15 protein-coding genes are annotated in these 14,303 nt (G+C 72.7%); 6 read left to right on the forward strand and 9 right to left on the reverse strand.

Annotation, left to right across the window (positions count from 1 at the left end; translation table 11 throughout):
* Positions 1-479: cytochrome P450 (locus AC27IY_RS23825; protein WP_487179203.1), on the forward strand; the 479-nt coding region annotated here is incomplete at its 5' end.
* Here the strand turns inward: AC27IY_RS23825 and AC27IY_RS23830 are convergent.
* The 5 genes from AC27IY_RS23830 to AC27IY_RS23850 form a co-directional block, all read right to left on the reverse strand.
* Complete coding sequence (locus tag AC27IY_RS23830) at positions 469-1,482, reverse strand: NAD-dependent epimerase/dehydratase family protein (RefSeq protein ID WP_487179204.1); 1,014 nt, start codon at positions 1,480-1,482, stop codon at positions 469-471. The two genes, AC27IY_RS23825 and AC27IY_RS23830, sit on opposite strands and share 11 nt — an antisense overlap.
* A gap of 24 nt (positions 1,483-1,506) precedes the next feature.
* Positions 1,507-2,250 carry an ABC transporter ATP-binding protein gene (locus AC27IY_RS23835; RefSeq protein WP_487179205.1) on the reverse strand — a complete coding sequence of 248 codons (744 nt, stop codon included), beginning with the start codon at positions 2,248-2,250 and terminating at the stop codon, positions 1,507-1,509.
* Positions 2,247-3,347 (reverse strand): FecCD family ABC transporter permease, encoded by a 1,101-nt coding sequence (locus tag AC27IY_RS23840; RefSeq protein ID WP_364458474.1) that lies wholly within the window; start codon positions 3,345-3,347, stop codon positions 2,247-2,249. The genes AC27IY_RS23835 and AC27IY_RS23840 overlap by 4 nt, the downstream gene beginning before the upstream one ends.
* A complete protein-coding gene (locus tag AC27IY_RS23845; protein WP_487179206.1) occupies positions 3,344-4,369 on the reverse strand; it encodes an ABC transporter substrate-binding protein in 1,026 nt (341 codons plus the stop codon). Before AC27IY_RS23845 ends, AC27IY_RS23840 begins: the two co-directional genes overlap by 4 nt.
* Positions 4,370-4,684: 315 nt before the next feature.
* Positions 4,685-5,962, reverse strand: coding sequence for a hypothetical protein (locus tag AC27IY_RS23850; RefSeq protein ID WP_487179207.1), 1,278 nt, complete (start codon positions 5,960-5,962; stop codon positions 4,685-4,687).
* Positions 5,963-6,119: 157 nt separating this feature from the next.
* Between AC27IY_RS23850 and AC27IY_RS23855 the strand changes: the two genes are divergently transcribed.
* On the forward strand, positions 6,120-6,758 hold the full coding sequence (locus AC27IY_RS23855; RefSeq protein WP_487179208.1) for a class I SAM-dependent methyltransferase: 639 nt from the start codon (positions 6,120-6,122) through the stop codon (positions 6,756-6,758).
* A gap of 145 nt (positions 6,759-6,903) precedes the next feature.
* Here the strand turns inward: AC27IY_RS23855 and AC27IY_RS23860 are convergent, their stop codons facing one another.
* Complete coding sequence (locus tag AC27IY_RS23860) at positions 6,904-8,265, reverse strand: aminotransferase-like domain-containing protein (protein WP_487179209.1); 1,362 nt, start codon at positions 8,263-8,265, stop codon at positions 6,904-6,906.
* A 58-nt stretch (positions 8,266-8,323) separates the two neighbouring features.
* Between AC27IY_RS23860 and AC27IY_RS23865 the strand changes: the two genes are divergently transcribed.
* Both AC27IY_RS23865 and AC27IY_RS23870 read left to right on the forward strand, forming a co-directional pair.
* Complete coding sequence (locus AC27IY_RS23865) at positions 8,324-8,950, forward strand: LysE family translocator (protein ID WP_487179210.1); 627 nt, start codon at positions 8,324-8,326, stop codon at positions 8,948-8,950.
* A 542-nt stretch (positions 8,951-9,492) separates the two neighbouring features.
* Positions 9,493-10,431 (forward strand): hypothetical protein, encoded by a 939-nt coding sequence (locus tag AC27IY_RS23870; RefSeq protein ID WP_487179211.1) that lies wholly within the window; start codon positions 9,493-9,495, stop codon positions 10,429-10,431.
* 12 nt (positions 10,432-10,443) lie between these two features.
* Here the strand turns inward: AC27IY_RS23870 and AC27IY_RS23875 are convergent, their stop codons facing one another.
* Positions 10,444-10,983 carry a helix-turn-helix domain-containing protein gene (locus AC27IY_RS23875; protein WP_371249163.1) on the reverse strand — a complete coding sequence of 180 codons (540 nt, stop codon included), beginning with the start codon at positions 10,981-10,983 and terminating at the stop codon, positions 10,444-10,446.
* 65 nt (positions 10,984-11,048) lie between these two features.
* Between AC27IY_RS23875 and AC27IY_RS23880 the strand changes: the two genes are divergently transcribed.
* Positions 11,049-11,894 carry an alpha/beta fold hydrolase gene (locus AC27IY_RS23880; protein ID WP_423444833.1) on the forward strand — a complete coding sequence of 282 codons (846 nt, stop codon included), beginning with the start codon at positions 11,049-11,051 and terminating at the stop codon, positions 11,892-11,894.
* 82 nt (positions 11,895-11,976) lie between these two features.
* Here AC27IY_RS23880 and AC27IY_RS23885 read toward each other — a convergent pair whose 3' ends face one another.
* Both AC27IY_RS23885 and AC27IY_RS23890 read right to left on the reverse strand, forming a co-directional pair.
* Entirely contained in the window at positions 11,977-13,026 is a 1,050-nt protein-coding gene (locus tag AC27IY_RS23885; RefSeq protein WP_487179212.1) for a zinc-dependent alcohol dehydrogenase family protein, read from the reverse strand.
* Between the two features lie 81 nt (positions 13,027-13,107).
* Entirely contained in the window at positions 13,108-13,515 is a 408-nt protein-coding gene (locus AC27IY_RS23890; RefSeq protein ID WP_487179213.1) for a VOC family protein, read from the reverse strand.
* A gap of 88 nt (positions 13,516-13,603) precedes the next feature.
* Here AC27IY_RS23890 and AC27IY_RS23895 point away from each other — a divergent pair, with 88 nt between their 5' ends.
* Complete coding sequence (locus tag AC27IY_RS23895) at positions 13,604-14,200, forward strand: TetR/AcrR family transcriptional regulator (RefSeq protein WP_487179214.1); 597 nt, start codon at positions 13,604-13,606, stop codon at positions 14,198-14,200.
* The last annotated feature ends 103 nt before the right edge of the window (positions 14,201-14,303 follow it).

The following is a 14,303-nucleotide window of genomic DNA, read 5'->3' on the forward strand; positions in this document are numbered from 1 at the left end:
CGGCGAACACGCTCTCCCTGGGCGTGCTCACGCTGCTGCGGCACCCGGCGCAGCTGGCCGCGCTGCGCGCCGACCCCGGCCTGCTGCCGGGCGCGGTCGAGGAGCTGCTGCGCTTCCACTCGGTGCAGGACTGGGTCAGCTTCGACCGGGTCGCGACCGCCGACCTGGAGGTCGGTTCAGCGCGGATCCGGGCCGGCGACCGCCTCACGGTGCTGGCGGCCTCCGCGAACCGGGACGAGCGGGCGTTCGAGCGCCCCGACACGTTCGACATCCGCCGGTCCGCCCACCACCACCTCGCCTTCGGCCACGGGGTGCACCAGTGCGTCGGCGCGAACCTGGCCCGCGCCGAGCTGCGGGCCGCCCTCGGCACGCTGGTGACCCGGCTGCCGGAGCTGCGCCTCGCGGTCGCGTTCGAGGAGGTGCCGTTCGCCTACGACGCCCCGTTCTTCGGGCCGCACGCGGTGCCGGTCACCTGGTAGGGCCGGCCAGGTAGGCGTCCTCGGCCGCGTACGGGAACCAGACGTCGGGGCCGTGCCGTTCGACCAGGTCGGGGAAGACGTCCGGCCAGCCGCCGCCGGCGGCCTCGGCCGCGCGTACGGCGGGCACGGCCCATTCGACGTCCTGGCGCAGCGCGTCGTCGTAGGAGAGCGCGGGGGAGTAGCCGAGCTCGGCGCGGGCCCGCGCGGTGTCGAACACGATCGGCTCGGCCACGTTCCACGGATGGAAGCCCACGCCGTCGGGGCGCGACGGGCCCGCGAAGGTGACGATCTCCGCCTCGTGGCCCATGACGGCGAAGATCCTGGCGGCGGTCTCGGCGACGGTCAGCGGGTCGTCGGCGATGTTGAGCACCCGGGCCGCGGGCCGCTCGCCGCACAGGCGGATCAGCTCGGCGACGTTCGCGACCGCCGTCGTGGGGAACCGGCTGCCGCCGTCCTGGGCGATCACGACGTACGGCCGCTTGTCCAGCGCCCGCTTGATGAACCACCAGTGGTCCAGCGACGTGCCGTGGGGACCGTGCAGCACGCCCGTCCGCAGGATGCTGACCGGCAGTTCGGGCGTCGCCAGCAGGACGCGCTCCAGCGCCGCCTTCCCCGCCGGGTAGTCGTGGGCCTCGCGCTCGATCGTCGGCCACGTCTCCGGGATCGGCACCGGCAGGCCGGGAGCGCGGTAGACCGCCCCCGACGAGATGACGACCAGGGAGCCGACCCGGCCCGCCAGCCGGGCGAGCTGCGCGCCGTGGTAGGGGTTGAACGCGACCGTGTCCACCACCAGGTCGTGGCCGTCGAGGGCGGCGAGCAGTGCCTCGGTGTCGGCCCGGTCGATCTGGACGAGCCGCGCCCCGTGCGGCGCGGCGGCGTCCGGGCGGAGCCGGCGCTGACCGAGGGTGACCGCGTAGCCGGCCGCGGCGAGCCGGGCGGCGGTGGCCCGGCCGATCTGGCCCGTGCCGCCGATGATGAAGGCGCTCCGACCGTGAACCGTCACCAGTTGATCTTAACCCGCCGCCGATCACCGCTCCTCGTGGAGCCGCTCGAAGACGAGCTGGGTACGGCGCACCGCGCGCACCCCGTACACCTCGGAGATCAGGCCGGGGGTGAGGACCTCGCCCGGCGGGCCGCCGGCCACGACGCGGCCCGCGTTCATGACGTAGAGGCGGTCGCAGAAGGCGGCGGCCTGGTTGAGGTCGTGCAGCACGGCCAGCGTGGCGATCCCCAGCTCGCGGATCAGGTGCAGGAGTTCGAGCTGGTGGCGGATGTCGAGGTGGCTGGTGGGCTCGTCGAGCAGGAGCAGCCGCGTCTGCTGGGCGAGGGCGCGGGCGAGCAGGACCCGCTGTTTCTCGCCGCCGGACAGGGTGGCGAAGATCCGTCCGGCGGCCCCGCGCAGGCCGACCCGGTCCAGCGCGCGGGCGCACACCGCCGCGTCGGCGGCGGCGTCCGCCTTGTAAGGGGTACGGCCCATGGCGACGATCTCCGCCACCGTGAAGTCCAGGTCGGCCGGGATCTCCTGGGCGAGGACGGCGGTACGCCGGGCGGCCTCGCGGGCCGGCAGGCGGTGCACGTCGTCGCCGTCCACGGCGATGAGCCCGGCGGACGGGCGCAGGGCCCGGTAGACGGCGCGGAGCAGGGTGGACTTGCCGCAGCCGTTCGGCCCGACCAGGCCGACCAGCTCGCCGTCGGCCACCTCCAGGCCGGCCTCGCGTACGATCGGGTGCCCGTCCAGCGTGACGGCCACCCCTTTCAGGCCGAGCCTCATCCGACGGTCACCGCCCGGTCCACGGAGCGGCGGCGCAGCAGCCACAGGAAGAACGGCACGCCGAACAGCGCGGTGACGATGCTCAGCGCCAGCTCCTGCGGCGCGTTGACGGTCCGCGCCGCGATGTCGACGAGCTGCAGGAACACGGCCCCGAGCAGGGCCGTCACGGGCAGCACCCGGCGGTGGTCGGCGCCGACGAGCAGGCGCGCGGCGTGCGGCACGATCAGCCCGACGAACGCGATCGCGCCGCTGGTGGCCACCATCACGCCGACCAGCAGCGAGGTCAGCACGAACAGGGTCAGGCGGAAACGGTTGACGTTCACGCCGAGCGAGACGGCCGTCTCCTCCCCGGCGGCCAGCGCGTTCAGCGGACGGTGCTGCACCAGCAGGTACGCCACCCCGACGGCGAGCACCACGGCGGGCAGCGGCAGCAGGTGCCAGCGGGCCCCGCCGAGGCTGCCCATCAGCCAGAAGAGCACCTGCTGCGCGGCCCGCCCGCTCTGCGCCAGCTGCAGCACGAAGCTGTAGGCGGCCTGGAACAGGTACGCCAGCGCCACCCCGGCCAGCACCAGCCGCGACGGCGTGAGCCGCCCGGCCCGCTGCGCCAGCACGTACACCAGCCCGAGGGCCAGCAGCGACCCGGCGAAGGCGGCGGCCGACAACGACAGCCCGCCGAGCGCCGAGGCCCCCAGGATCAGCACGAGCACCGCCCCGAACGACGCCCCCGAGGAGACGCCGAGCAGGAACGGGTCGGCGAGCGGGTTGCGCACCAGCGCCTGCAGCACCGCCCCGACCACCGCCAGCCCGGCCCCGACCAGCAGCGCCAGCAGCGCGCGCGGCAGCCGGAACTCCCAGATGATCTGCTCCTGCACAGGCGTCCACGTACGCGGCACCGCGCCGGGCACCAGCCGGTCGGCCACGATGCCCCACGCCTGCGGCAGGGCGACCGGCACCGCGCCGATGCTCACCGCGAGCCAGGTCGAGGCGACGGCGGCGACGGCGAGCGCGACGACGAGCAGGACGAACCGGCGCGCACGCCGGTCACGGAGGACGGGCGGCCCGGCCGGCGCCGGGCTCCGCGTGGTGGTGCCGGTCACTGCGCGAAGGCGTCCGGGTGCAGGAACCGGGCGAGGTCGGTGACGGCCAGGAGGTTGCGGTAGCCGGGGTGCTGGGCCGCCACGGGCAGGGCGAGGTAGCGTCGGTCCTTGGCCGCGGGGCTGTTCCTGGCGATGGCGAACGCCTCCTCGGCCTTGGTCGGCGAGCTCGGCGTGTCCTCGCCGCGCAGCGTGGCGTAGTCGCTGACCAGCAGCGCCTCCGGCTGGGACGCGCTGACCTCCTCGGCGCTCACCTCGGTGTAGTCGGCCTTGACCCCGGCCAGCACGTTCACGCCGCCCGCCATGGTGATCATCTGGTTCGTGACGCCGGCGCCGCCGTAGGCGTTGACCGGGCCCTTGCCGCCGTCGGTGGCCAGCACCTTGACCGGCGTACGGCCCTCGACCCGCTTCTTGACGTCGGCGAGCTGTCCCTGCAACTCGGTGACCAGCTTCTCCGCCCTTTCGGGGACGCCGAAGATCCGGCCGAGGTTGCGCAGGTCGGTGAAGGTGTCGTCGAGCGTGAACCGGAGCACCTCCTCGGGGCTGCACCAGCCGCCCAGGATGTAGACGGGGGAGCCGGCCGCGTCCAGCTCCTCGACGGTGGCGTAACCGCCGGCGGCGTCGAAGCTCGCCATCGCGTTGTCCAGGACGAAGTCCGCGCCCTGGGCGAGCATGACCTCCTTCTGCGGCAGCATGATCGTCTCGCTGATCTGCGGGATCTTGTCGTACTGCTCCTTCTGTCCCGGCAGGAACGCGCTCTCACCGAAGAACGTGCGCCCGGCGATCCGGTCGCCCAGACCGAGGGCGAGCAGGGTCTCCAGGGCGGGGTGGTAGCCGGTCACCACCTTGGAGGGCGGCCGGTCGAAGGTGAGCTTCCGCCCGCAGTTCTCGACCGTCACCGGGAACCCGGCCTGCGCCGCCTGCCCGTTCTGCTGCCCGTTCTGTTGGGCGGCCTCCTGGACGGCCGGCGCCTGCCCGCAGGCGGTCAGTGTCAGAGCCGTCACGAGGACGAGCAGCCTTCTCATGGTGGTCTCCGGGGGCGAGCGGTCGGTCGATCGTGCTGAGAAAACACCACATTCTGCTCATAAATCGCAGTTGCGAGCAACTCGCAATAAACTCCTACGGGATCACGGCGGGCGCCGGCACACGCTGCCGCAGCAGGAGGCCGCAGCAGGAGGCTCCAGTGGGGGGCTACGGCGGGAGGCTTCAGTGGGGGCTACGGCAGGAGGCTTCAGCAGGGAACCACGGCAGGGAACCACGGCAGGGCACTGCAGGGGACCACGGCAGGGGCACTGCAGGGAGCCACGGCAGGGGCACTGCAGGGAGCCTCGCCAAGAGGGTCACAGCAGGCGGTCGCGCCGCGCAGCCGCCGCCTGCCGGACTTCGGCGAAGAACGACGCGATGCGGCGCTCCCGCCACCCCTCCTCGTCGAGGTCCCCGACGTCGGGGCCCTCCGCGGCGGAGTCCTCTGCGTCAAGGTCCTCAGCGTCGGAGGTTCCGGCGTCGTGGACCTCTGCGTCGTGGGCCACTACGTCAGGACCCTCTGCGTCAGGATTCTCCGCGTCAGAGCCCTTCTTTTGGGAGACATCCGTCTCGTCGCGTTCTGTGGCGTACTCCGCATACAACAACCAGCAGCCACGGATCCCACTGAGCAGGTCCTCCAGGAGATCGAGGGCGGGACGAGCAGGGTCCAGGGGAGTGAGCCGCAGGCCGAGGGCGTCCAGGCGCGGCTCGCGCTGGTCCTCGCGCCACTGGGCGAGCAGCCGTTCGGCAGCGTTGATCCGCTGCTGGAGCTGCGCGAGGTCAGGGATCTCACCCTCAGCGACCCGCAGAGCCTCGCGGATCAGCGACATCACCGCCTGACGAGGGGAGGCGCCGTCGGCCATCAACTCCAGGACGAGGGTGGGCGTCTCGTGAGGAAGCGCCTCGATGGTGTCGGCCTCGACCACGATCTGCGTGGCGGGCAGCCCGGCGTACTCGGCGGTGACGGCGGCCGCCGCGTCCAGCCAGTGCGCGGCGGCGACCGCGGCCGCGGCCGGATCGATCTCGGTGAAGAGCGTCTCAGGACCGAACGGATCGCCGTGCAGCAGATTGTTCGCCTGAGCCACCTGGACGGGGGAGGCGTCCTCACGGGTGAGGGCGACCGCCTGCCGGGCGCGTTCGGCCAGATTGCCCAGCTCGGCCTGCTCGATGGCGGCCAGTTCCGCGGCGACGTCGATGGTGACGCGAGTGGTCAGCTCGGCGGCCCCGAGCGCGTGCAGGGCCCGCCCCACCCGATGCGCGGCCTCCTCGACCCGTACGAAGGACCGTGCCAGGTAGCCGTCCGAGGGCAGGTTCGGACTGGTCAGCGCGGTCAGAACGACGGCGAAGGCATCACGCTCCGCCTGCCGGCGCTCACCCTCGGACCCGGCATCCTGACTGCCGGCGGCGCTGGCCGGATGCGTGTAACACCGCCAGCAAACCTCGGAGAGCCGCGTCAGCGCCCTGGCCAGAGCGAGGGCGTCGTGACTGGACATCCCGGCGGGAAGATCGGCTACGACCGCCGCAGTGTCCCCCACCCCGGTGTTCCAGGAGGCGATGAGGGCGTTACGGCTGCGATCGACGGCGTACCGGGTCAAGAGGGCTCCTCACAGGTGAGCATGGACTGAGCATGGACGATGCTGGGACACGCTCAGCATGGAGCATCAGCCCTCACCCGCAACCCAAATCCGCGCGTCCGCCGCGGAGGAGCGACGGCCGGGTAGGGGCCGCGGCCCTCGGGTAGGGTGGCGCGTCATGATCGAACGCCCCTCCTACCTCACCGACACGGTGAACGCCTACGACGCCGTCGCCGCCCTGTACGCCAGCCTCTTCCAGAACGCGCTCGACGACCAGCCGCTGGACCGCGCGGCGCTGGAGGTGTTCGCCGAGGTCGTACGGACCGGCGGGGGCGGACCGGTGGCCGAGCTCGGCTGCGGCCCCGGATACGTGACGGCGTACCTGCGGAAGCTGGGACTGGACGTCTTCGGCCTCGACCTGTCGCCGGTGATGATCGAGATCGCCCGTGAGGCGTATCCGGAGCTGCGCTTCGAGGTCGGCTCGATGGACGCCCTGGACCTGGCCGACGAAGAGCTGCGGGGCATCGTGTCCTGGTACTCGGTCATCCACGTGCCGCCACAGGAGCTGCCGGCGTACATCAGGGAGTTCCGCCGGGTCCTGGCCCCGGGCGGCCATCTCCTGCTCGGCTTCTTCGAGTCCGGAGACGAGCCGGTGACGCCCTTCGACCACAAGGTGACGACGGCGTACCGGTGGCCGATCGACGAGCTGGCCGCGCTGGCGGGCGCGGCCGGCTTCGCCGAGGTCGGCCGGGTGCTGCGCGAGCCGCACGAGGGGGAGCGGTTCCGCCAGGGCCGCCTGCTGATGCGCCGGAAGTAGCGGCGCATATCTCCCGCCCGAGAGCGCCGGCTGGGGGTCACACGGCGAGGAGGCCCGATGGGGGTCGCTCGGCGAGGAGGCCGGTTGGGGGTCGCTCGGCGAGGAGGCCGGTTGGGGGTCACTCGGCGAGGAGGCCGGATGGAGGTCACTCGGCGAGGAGGTCGTCCGGCGTGGACCGGGCGAGGCCGGCGAGGACGGACAGAGCCCGGGAGAGGGTCTCCGGCGGGGGTGAGGCGAGGCCGAGGCGGACGGCGTTGGGGGCGCTGTTCCGCCCGACCGCGAACGCGGCCCCGGGGGTGACCGCGATGCCGTGCCGCGCGGCGGCCGCCACGAACGTGTCGGCCCGCCACGGCGCCGGCAGCTCCCACCAGCAGTAATAGGAACGCGGATCGCTGCGCACGGCGAAGTCGGCGAGGTGGCTCGCGGCGATCTCCTGGCGCATGGCCGCGTCCTGCTGCTTGGCGTGGGCCACCGCCCGCGCCGTGTCGTCGCTCAGCCACCGGGTGGCCGCCTCCAGTGCGAACCGCATCGGCGTCCACCCGCCCGAGCGCAGCGCCGTCGCGACGGACGCGACGGCGGCGTGCGGCAGGACCGCGAAGCCGAGCGACAGGCCGGGCGCGAGCCGCTTGGACAGGCTGTCGACGAGGACCGTGTGCTCAGGGGCGTACGCGGCCAGGGGCGGCAGGTCGTCGCGGAGGAACGACCAGATCGCGTCCTCGATCGCGAGCAGGTCCAGGCGGGCGAGGACGCTCGCGAGCTCGGCCCTGCGCTCTTCGGGCATGCTGATCGACAGCGGGTTGTGCATGGTCGGCTGGACGTAGACGGCCTTCAGCGGGGTCTTGCGCGCGGCGTTCGCGAGGTCCGCCGGATCGAGGCCCGCCGCGTCGGTCCGCAGCGGGACGAGCGTGACGCCGGCGCGGGCCGCGATGCCCTTGAGCACCGGGTACGTGAGCTCCTCCACCCCGAGCCGCCCGCCGGGAGGGACGAACGCGGAGAGGGCCGCCGCGATCGCCTGACGGCCGTTGCCCGCGAACAGCAGCCGCTCGGGGTCCGGGCGCCAGCGCCCGCGCGCGAGCAGATCGGCGACCACGCCGCGGGCCGACGCGGTGCCCGCCGCGCCGACCGGCCGCATGACCGACTCCAGCACGTCGGTGCGGAGCAGCGGGTTGATGCCGTCGGCGAGCAGCTTCGCCTGCCCGGGGACGACGGGGTAGTTGAGCTCCAGGTCGATCCGGCTGCCGGCGGGCTCGGCCAGGGCCGGCCCCGGCCGCGGATCGGCGGCCCGGACGAACGTGCCGCGGCCCACCTCTCCCACGGTCAGGCCCCGGCGGGTCAGCTCCTGGTAGACGCGGGCGGCGGTGGAGCCGGCGATGCCGTGCTCGCGCGCGAACGCCCGCTGCGGCGGCAGCCGGTCGCCCGGCCGCAGCCGCCCTGCCGCGATGTCCCGGGCGATCAGGTCGGCGACTGCTCTGAAGTCCTCCACCTTGGGGCCACCCAATCCCTTCATTGCTCCGACTTCAATTTGCCATATTGTACCGAGATCGCGGGGTCGATAGCTTCGTTCCATGGTCGAACAAACCGCGGTGCTCGGCGTGGCATCCATAGGTCTTGGGATGGTGCTGTCACCGGGGCCCAACATGATGTACCTGATATCCCGGAGCACGAGCCAGGGGCGGCGGGCCGGCGTCATCTCCCTGGCCGGGGTCGCCGCCGGGTTCCTCGTCTACCTCGTGGCCGCGAACCTCGGCCTCGCCGTGCTGTTCGCCGCCCTCCCCGGGCTCCTCACCGTCATCCGTGTCGCGGGCGCGCTGTACCTGCTGTGGCTGGCCTGGCAGACGGTCAAGCCCGGCGGGCTGTCCGTCTTCGCGTCCCGGGACGTACCGCCGGAACCGCCGCGCCGGCTGTTCCTCATGGGCCTGATGACCAATCTGCTCAACCCGAAGATCGCGCTGCTCTACGTCGCGGTCATCCCGCAGTTCATCGCCCTCGACCAGGGGAACATCCTGCTCCAGGGCACCGTGCTCGGCTGCGTGCAGATCACCGTCGCCCTGCTGGTCAACCTCGCGATCGTGCTGGCCGCCGGCGGCATCGCCGGATTCCTGGCCGCCCGCCCCGCCTGGCTCCGGGCGCAACGCCTGGTCATGGGATCCCTCCTCGCCGTACTCGCGGTCACACTCGCCGTCGCGCCGTAGGGGAGCCGTGTCCTGAAGGCGGCTGACCGCGCGCCGGAAGGCGAGGCGTGGCGCCGGCCGTGAAGCGGGCCTGCGAGCAGCGCCTTCACCTGACGCCTGAGCGGAAGACGCGCGAGCCGGCGTTCTCCTTCGTACACTGCCGAAAGGTCGCGTACGCCATGAAAGGGTGGTAGGTGTCGGATCCGGAGATTCTCGCGAAAAGCGCCGCACCGGCATCGCGAGGAGCCGCAGAACGGGATCAACGACCAGCTCAGGCGATCCGCGCCCGCGGCGGCACCTGGCTGGCCCTGTCCTGCGCGGTCGCCGTCCTGAGCGCGGGATGCGGTGGCGCGGCGGCGCCCCGCGACGCGCCCGTGCGGACCTCCACCTCTCTCAGCGTCACCGCGGCAACGCGCGATCCCTCTCCGATCGCCACGGCCAGGGGCCGGGGCTGGGAGCTTGCGCATGCCGGCGGTCAGCGCGGAACACGGCTGAGGGCGGTCGCAGCCGGCGGACCGCACGATGTGTGGGCGCTCGGCAGCCCCAATGAAGGCGTCGGCCAGGTGCTGCTCCTGCACTTCGACGGCCGGCGTTGGCGCGAGCGCCCGGCACCCGAGGTGACGTGGGACGCCGGCGACCACGAGAGGTTTCCCGCGCTCGTGGCGACGGGGCCGCGCGATGCCTGGGTCTTCGCCGCCACTACCGCTCTGGTCGCGCACCACTGGGACGGCGAGCGCTGGAGCCCGGTCCGGCTGCCGGACATGGACTACGACCCGGGCGAGCGGGCCGGTGCCACGGCCCTCGCGCCCGACGACGTGTGGCTGGTGGTGGGGGATCACGCCGCGCACTGGGACGGGCGGGCATGGACCGTCATGCGCCTGCCCGCCTGGGCGGCGTCGGTGTCGGCCGCGGCGCCCGATCAGGTCTGGGCGGTCGGCGGCACCGGCCGGCCGCTCGCTGAGGGGAGCGCCGGATCACAGGCGGCGACCATGCGCTGGGACGGCCGGTCGTGGCAGCTCGTCCCCGCGCCTGAGGACCGCACTCCGAGCGACGAGATCAACAGCTCGGGCCGGTCGGACGGCAGCATCCCGAGGATCACGCTCACCCAGGTCGTCGCCCACGCACCCGGCAACGTGTGGGCGATCGGCACCCGCGAGGTGTTCGACTACGAGGACGGGAGCAGGGGCACCACGATCACCATGCACTGGGACGGCAGGGCATGGTCGTGGATGCCGGGCTCGCCGACGGTCAGCGCCGCCGGCGCTGACGGCGCGGACGGGATCATCCTGGTCGACTGGGACGCCGACGAAGGCGGCCTCGGCGCGGCCATCCGGGTGGCGCCCGACGGCAGCCGGACCCAGCTCCCGCCGATGGCGGGGGCGAACCGCGGACGCGAGATCGACGTCTCCGCGGTGACCGCGGTGCCAGGAACGAGGACGGTCTACGCGGTCGGCCTCGTCTACGGCAGGGACTTCGGCCCCATGATCGCCCGCTACCGCTGAGTCCCGCTGGCTCTATGCGTCGGGCGGTCGTTCGGCGGGGAACAGGATCGCGCTGAGGAGGTAGGGCGTGCGGCCTGGCGCGGGTGTGTTGTCCAGCCGGTCGCGCAGCACCGCGAGCAGGTCGGCCGTCATCGCGTTGAGCTCGTCCGGGCTGAGCCACAGGGTGCCCTGCCGATAGGAGACCGAGTCGGCGGCCGGATCGGCGCCGTCGCGGCTCAGGTAGGCGTCGAACTCGGCGATCAGGACGGCCATGGACGCGGCGAATCCCCGGCGGTGGTCGTCGAGGGACATCGCGGCGGCGGCGTCGGCGTCGATGGTGGGCCGGTCTTGACGCAGCCGGTAGCGGCGCTCGACGGCGCCGCGTACCCGCTGCTCGCCGTCCACCTCCAGGAACCCGCCCTCGGTCAGCTGCGCGACCTGCCGGTACAGCGTGATCTTCGGTACGTCGGGCATGCGGGCGCTCATCTGCGTGATCGTCAGCGTGTCCGCTGCGGACAGGGCGTGCACGATGCGCAGCCGCACGGGGTGCAACAGCTGCTCGACAGGGTCCATGGTCGAACGATTTCATGTGCGATACCGTTATCCAAAATGAAAACGGTGAGTCGGAGGTGATCGGCATGCGCGAGATGCCCGGGCGGCTGGTGCCGGTGAACGGCCGGCACGTCTATGTCGAGGAGTCCGGCCAGGGGCAGGACCGGGTGGTCTTCGAGGCGGGCGCCGGCTGCGGCCGGACCTCATGGGACCCGGTGCTGCCGCTGCTGGCCGACAGGGCGCGGCTGGTTGCCTACGACCGCGCCGGGCGCGCCCTCAGCGGCCGCACCACCCAGCCGCTCAGCGTCGATGACATGGCCGCTGACCTGGTCGCGCTGATCGGGGCCGTCGTCCCGGGCGACTTCGTGCTCGTCGCGCACAGCATGGGCGGCCTGGTCGCCCGCCGTGCCGCCGAGCGCCTGGGACCCCGGCTGCGGGGCCTGCTGCTGGTCGACGTTCTGCCGGAGACCTCTCCGGTGTACGACACCTGGGACCGGACCACCAGGAAGATCGATCGCATGCTGGCGGTGACGCAGCCGCTCACCCGTTTCCGACCTCTGGCGCGGCTCTTCAGCGGCAACGTCCGGCGCCTGTTCCCCGCTGACACCTACCAGGCCATGCTCGCCGAGGACTTCACCCCCGCCGGGACCTTGCAGACCCGCCGGGAGTTGCAGGCGGTGGCCGCCGCCGTCCCGCGGTTCCGCGCCCGGCCGCCCCAGCTCCCGGGATGCCCGACGATCGTGCTGTCCGCGGCGCACGCCGCCAGAGGGCGGGAGCGCCAGAACGCCGCTGTCCGCGAGCACCAGCGCCGCTACGCCGGGACCTTGCCTGACGGACGCCACGAGGAAGTCGCCTCGGGGCATCTCGTCCAGGCCGAGCAGCCACATCTCGTCGCCGACCGGATATGCCGGCTCCTCCGCCGCGACTTCTGACCACGCCGATTGACGGCATACAGCGCGCTCATCCAGCTCTGGCGGGGATCGCAGATGACGGCCCCGGGGTCGCAGACGGACGTCAGCCGTCGGCGCTCCTGGACAGGACGACCTTCAGCGCCCCGGTGTCCGCCGCGTCGGAGAACGTCTGGTAGGCCGCCTCCATGTCGTGCAGCCCGAACCGGTGGGTGATGAAGGTGGCCGGGTCGAGCCGGCCCGCGGCGACCATGTCGAGCAGGGCCGGGGTGGAGTGGGTGTCCACGAGACCGGTGGTGATGGTCAGGTTGCGGATCCACAGGTCTTCGAGGTGCAGGGTGACGGGCGCGCCGTGCACGCCGACGTTGGCGACGTGCCCGCCGGGCCGGACCAGCCGGGTGCACAGGTCGAAGGTGTCGGGGACGCCGACCGCCTCGATGGCCACGTCCGCGCCGAGCCCGCGGGTGAGCTCGGCCACCGCGGCGGCAGGGTCGTCGCCCGCGCCGACCACGACGTCCGCGCCCAGCCGTTTGGCGGCCTCCAGCCTCGACGCGGCCAGGTCGACGGCGACGATGTGGCTGGGCGTGAACAGTTGCGCGGTCGTGATGGCCGCCAGGCCGATGGGCCCGGCGCCGACCACGACGACGACGTCGCCCGGCCGCACCCGGCCGTTGAGTACGCCGACCTCGTACGAGGTGGGCAGGATGTCGGCGAGCATGAGCGCCGCCTCGTCGCTCACCCCCTCGGGCAGCGCGTACGTGGACGTGTCGGCGAACGGGACGCGGACGTACTCGGCCTGGGCGCCGTCGATGCGGTGGCCGAGGATCCAGCCGCCGCCGCCGAGGCACTGCCCGTACATCCCGGTGCGGCAGTAGCGGCAGCGGCCGCACGCGGTGATGCAGGAGACCAGCACCCGCTCGCCCTGCTCGACGGTGGTGACCGCGTCGCCGGTCGCCATGACGGTGCCGACGGCCTCGTGGCCGAGGATCCGGCCGGGCTCGACGGCGGGGACGTCGCCCTTGAGGATGTGCAGGTCGGTGCCGCAGATCGTGACGGCGTCCACGCGCACGATCGCGTCCGCCGGCTCGACGATCCGCGGATCCGGAGTCTCCTCCCAGGCGCGCCGGCCTGGCCCGTGATAAATCAGCGCCTTCATCAGGACCTCCTTGTCCTTTCCTCCACCATCACCCCTGACGGCGGGGCGGGAGAAGGGACGAAGGTCCTCGTTCGCGCCGCCTCAGGAGGACGCGTACTGGGCCGCGTACTCCTCCGACGGCGCGATCGGCGTGATCACGTCCACGAGCACGCCGTTCGGATCGGCGACGATGAAGTGGCGCTGGCCGAAGTCCTCGTCGCGCAGCTCCAGCTCCGGCGTCAGGCCCTCGTGGACGACGAGACGCTCCCACTCGGCGTCGACGTCGTCGACCTCGAAGTTGAGCAGCAGCCCCGCGACCGGCCGGCGGTAGGCCGCGGGCAGCGTCGGGTGCTGGTGGTCGAGCAGGGCGAGCTCATACGGCCCGCGGCGCAGGCTCACGTACCAGTCGGCCTCGAAGGTCACCTCATAACCGAACAACCGGACGTAGAAGTCCTTCGACGCGGCCAGGTCCGCAGTGCACACCACCGGATACACGCTGCTCAGCTCCATGCGCTTCTCCTCCTCGTTGCGTTCACATACCGTCGGTATGTCGGCGTACGCTATTTGAGATACCGTCGGTATGTCAAAGAGGTGCGGAATGACCAGGACCGAACAGAAGGAGCGGACGCGCCGCGTGCTGCTCGACACGGCGAGGCGTCTGTTCGCAGCCCGGGGCTACGCCGGGGTCGGGCTGGCGGAGCTCGTACGAGAGTCCGGCGTCACCAAAGGCGCCCTCTACCACCACTTCACCGGCAAGACCGACCTCTTCCGCGCCGTACTGGAAGAGGTGCAACGCGAGGTGGCCGGACGGGTGGCCGAGGCCGCCGAGGCGGAGGACGACCCGTGGGCGCAGCTCAAGGCGGGCTGCGCGGCGTTCGTCGCGGCCGGCGCCGACGCGGAGGTGCAGCGGATCATGCTGATCGACGGCCCCGCGGTGCTCGGCTGGAACGACTGGCGCGCGATCGACGAGGCCACCAGCGTCCGGCACCTGACCGACGCCCTGACCGTGCTCATCGCGGACGGCACCCTCCCCGCCCAGCCGGTCGCACCCCTGGCCCGGCTGCTGTCGGGAGCGATGAACGAGGCCGCGCTGTGGCTCGCGCAGTCCGCCCCGGCCGACCCGGCTGACACCCAGGCGGCGCTGTCCCGCCTCCTCGACGCCCTGCGTGCATCGCCCGCCCCGCCCGGATCATGAGGACACATCCCGAGGTGCCTCCCGCCGCACGAACCTTGCGGCTGCCGATCAACCGCCGTAACTTACTGTGCCTGCAAAGACACTGCTCGCTTACGACGTGAAC

This window comes from Nonomuraea sp. B208 (assembly GCF_057536035.1).

Excerpts from the sequence above, each read along its gene's own strand:
- AC27IY_RS23835 (WP_487179205.1), bottom strand. The coding sequence starts at position 2,250 with ATGAGGCTCGGCCTGAAAGGGGTGGCCGTCACGCTGGACGGGCACCCG.
- AC27IY_RS23845 (WP_487179206.1), bottom strand. The coding sequence starts at position 4,369 with ATGAGAAGGCTGCTCGTCCTCGTGACGGCTCTGACACTGACCGCCTGC.
- AC27IY_RS23855 (WP_487179208.1), top strand. The coding sequence starts at position 6,120 with ATGATCGAACGCCCCTCCTACCTCACCGACACGGTGAACGCCTACGAC.
- AC27IY_RS23860 (WP_487179209.1), bottom strand. The coding sequence starts at position 8,265 with ATGAAGGGATTGGGTGGCCCCAAGGTGGAGGACTTCAGAGCAGTCGCC.
- AC27IY_RS23865 (WP_487179210.1), top strand. The coding sequence starts at position 8,324 with ATGGTCGAACAAACCGCGGTGCTCGGCGTGGCATCCATAGGTCTTGGG.
- AC27IY_RS23875 (WP_371249163.1), bottom strand. The coding sequence starts at position 10,983 with ATGGACCCTGTCGAGCAGCTGTTGCACCCCGTGCGGCTGCGCATCGTG.
- AC27IY_RS23880 (WP_423444833.1), top strand. The coding sequence starts at position 11,049 with ATGCGCGAGATGCCCGGGCGGCTGGTGCCGGTGAACGGCCGGCACGTC.
- AC27IY_RS23885 (WP_487179212.1), bottom strand. The coding sequence starts at position 13,026 with ATGAAGGCGCTGATTTATCACGGGCCAGGCCGGCGCGCCTGGGAGGAG.
- AC27IY_RS23890 (WP_487179213.1), bottom strand. The coding sequence starts at position 13,515 with ATGGAGCTGAGCAGCGTGTATCCGGTGGTGTGCACTGCGGACCTGGCC.
- AC27IY_RS23895 (WP_487179214.1), top strand. The coding sequence starts at position 13,604 with ATGACCAGGACCGAACAGAAGGAGCGGACGCGCCGCGTGCTGCTCGAC.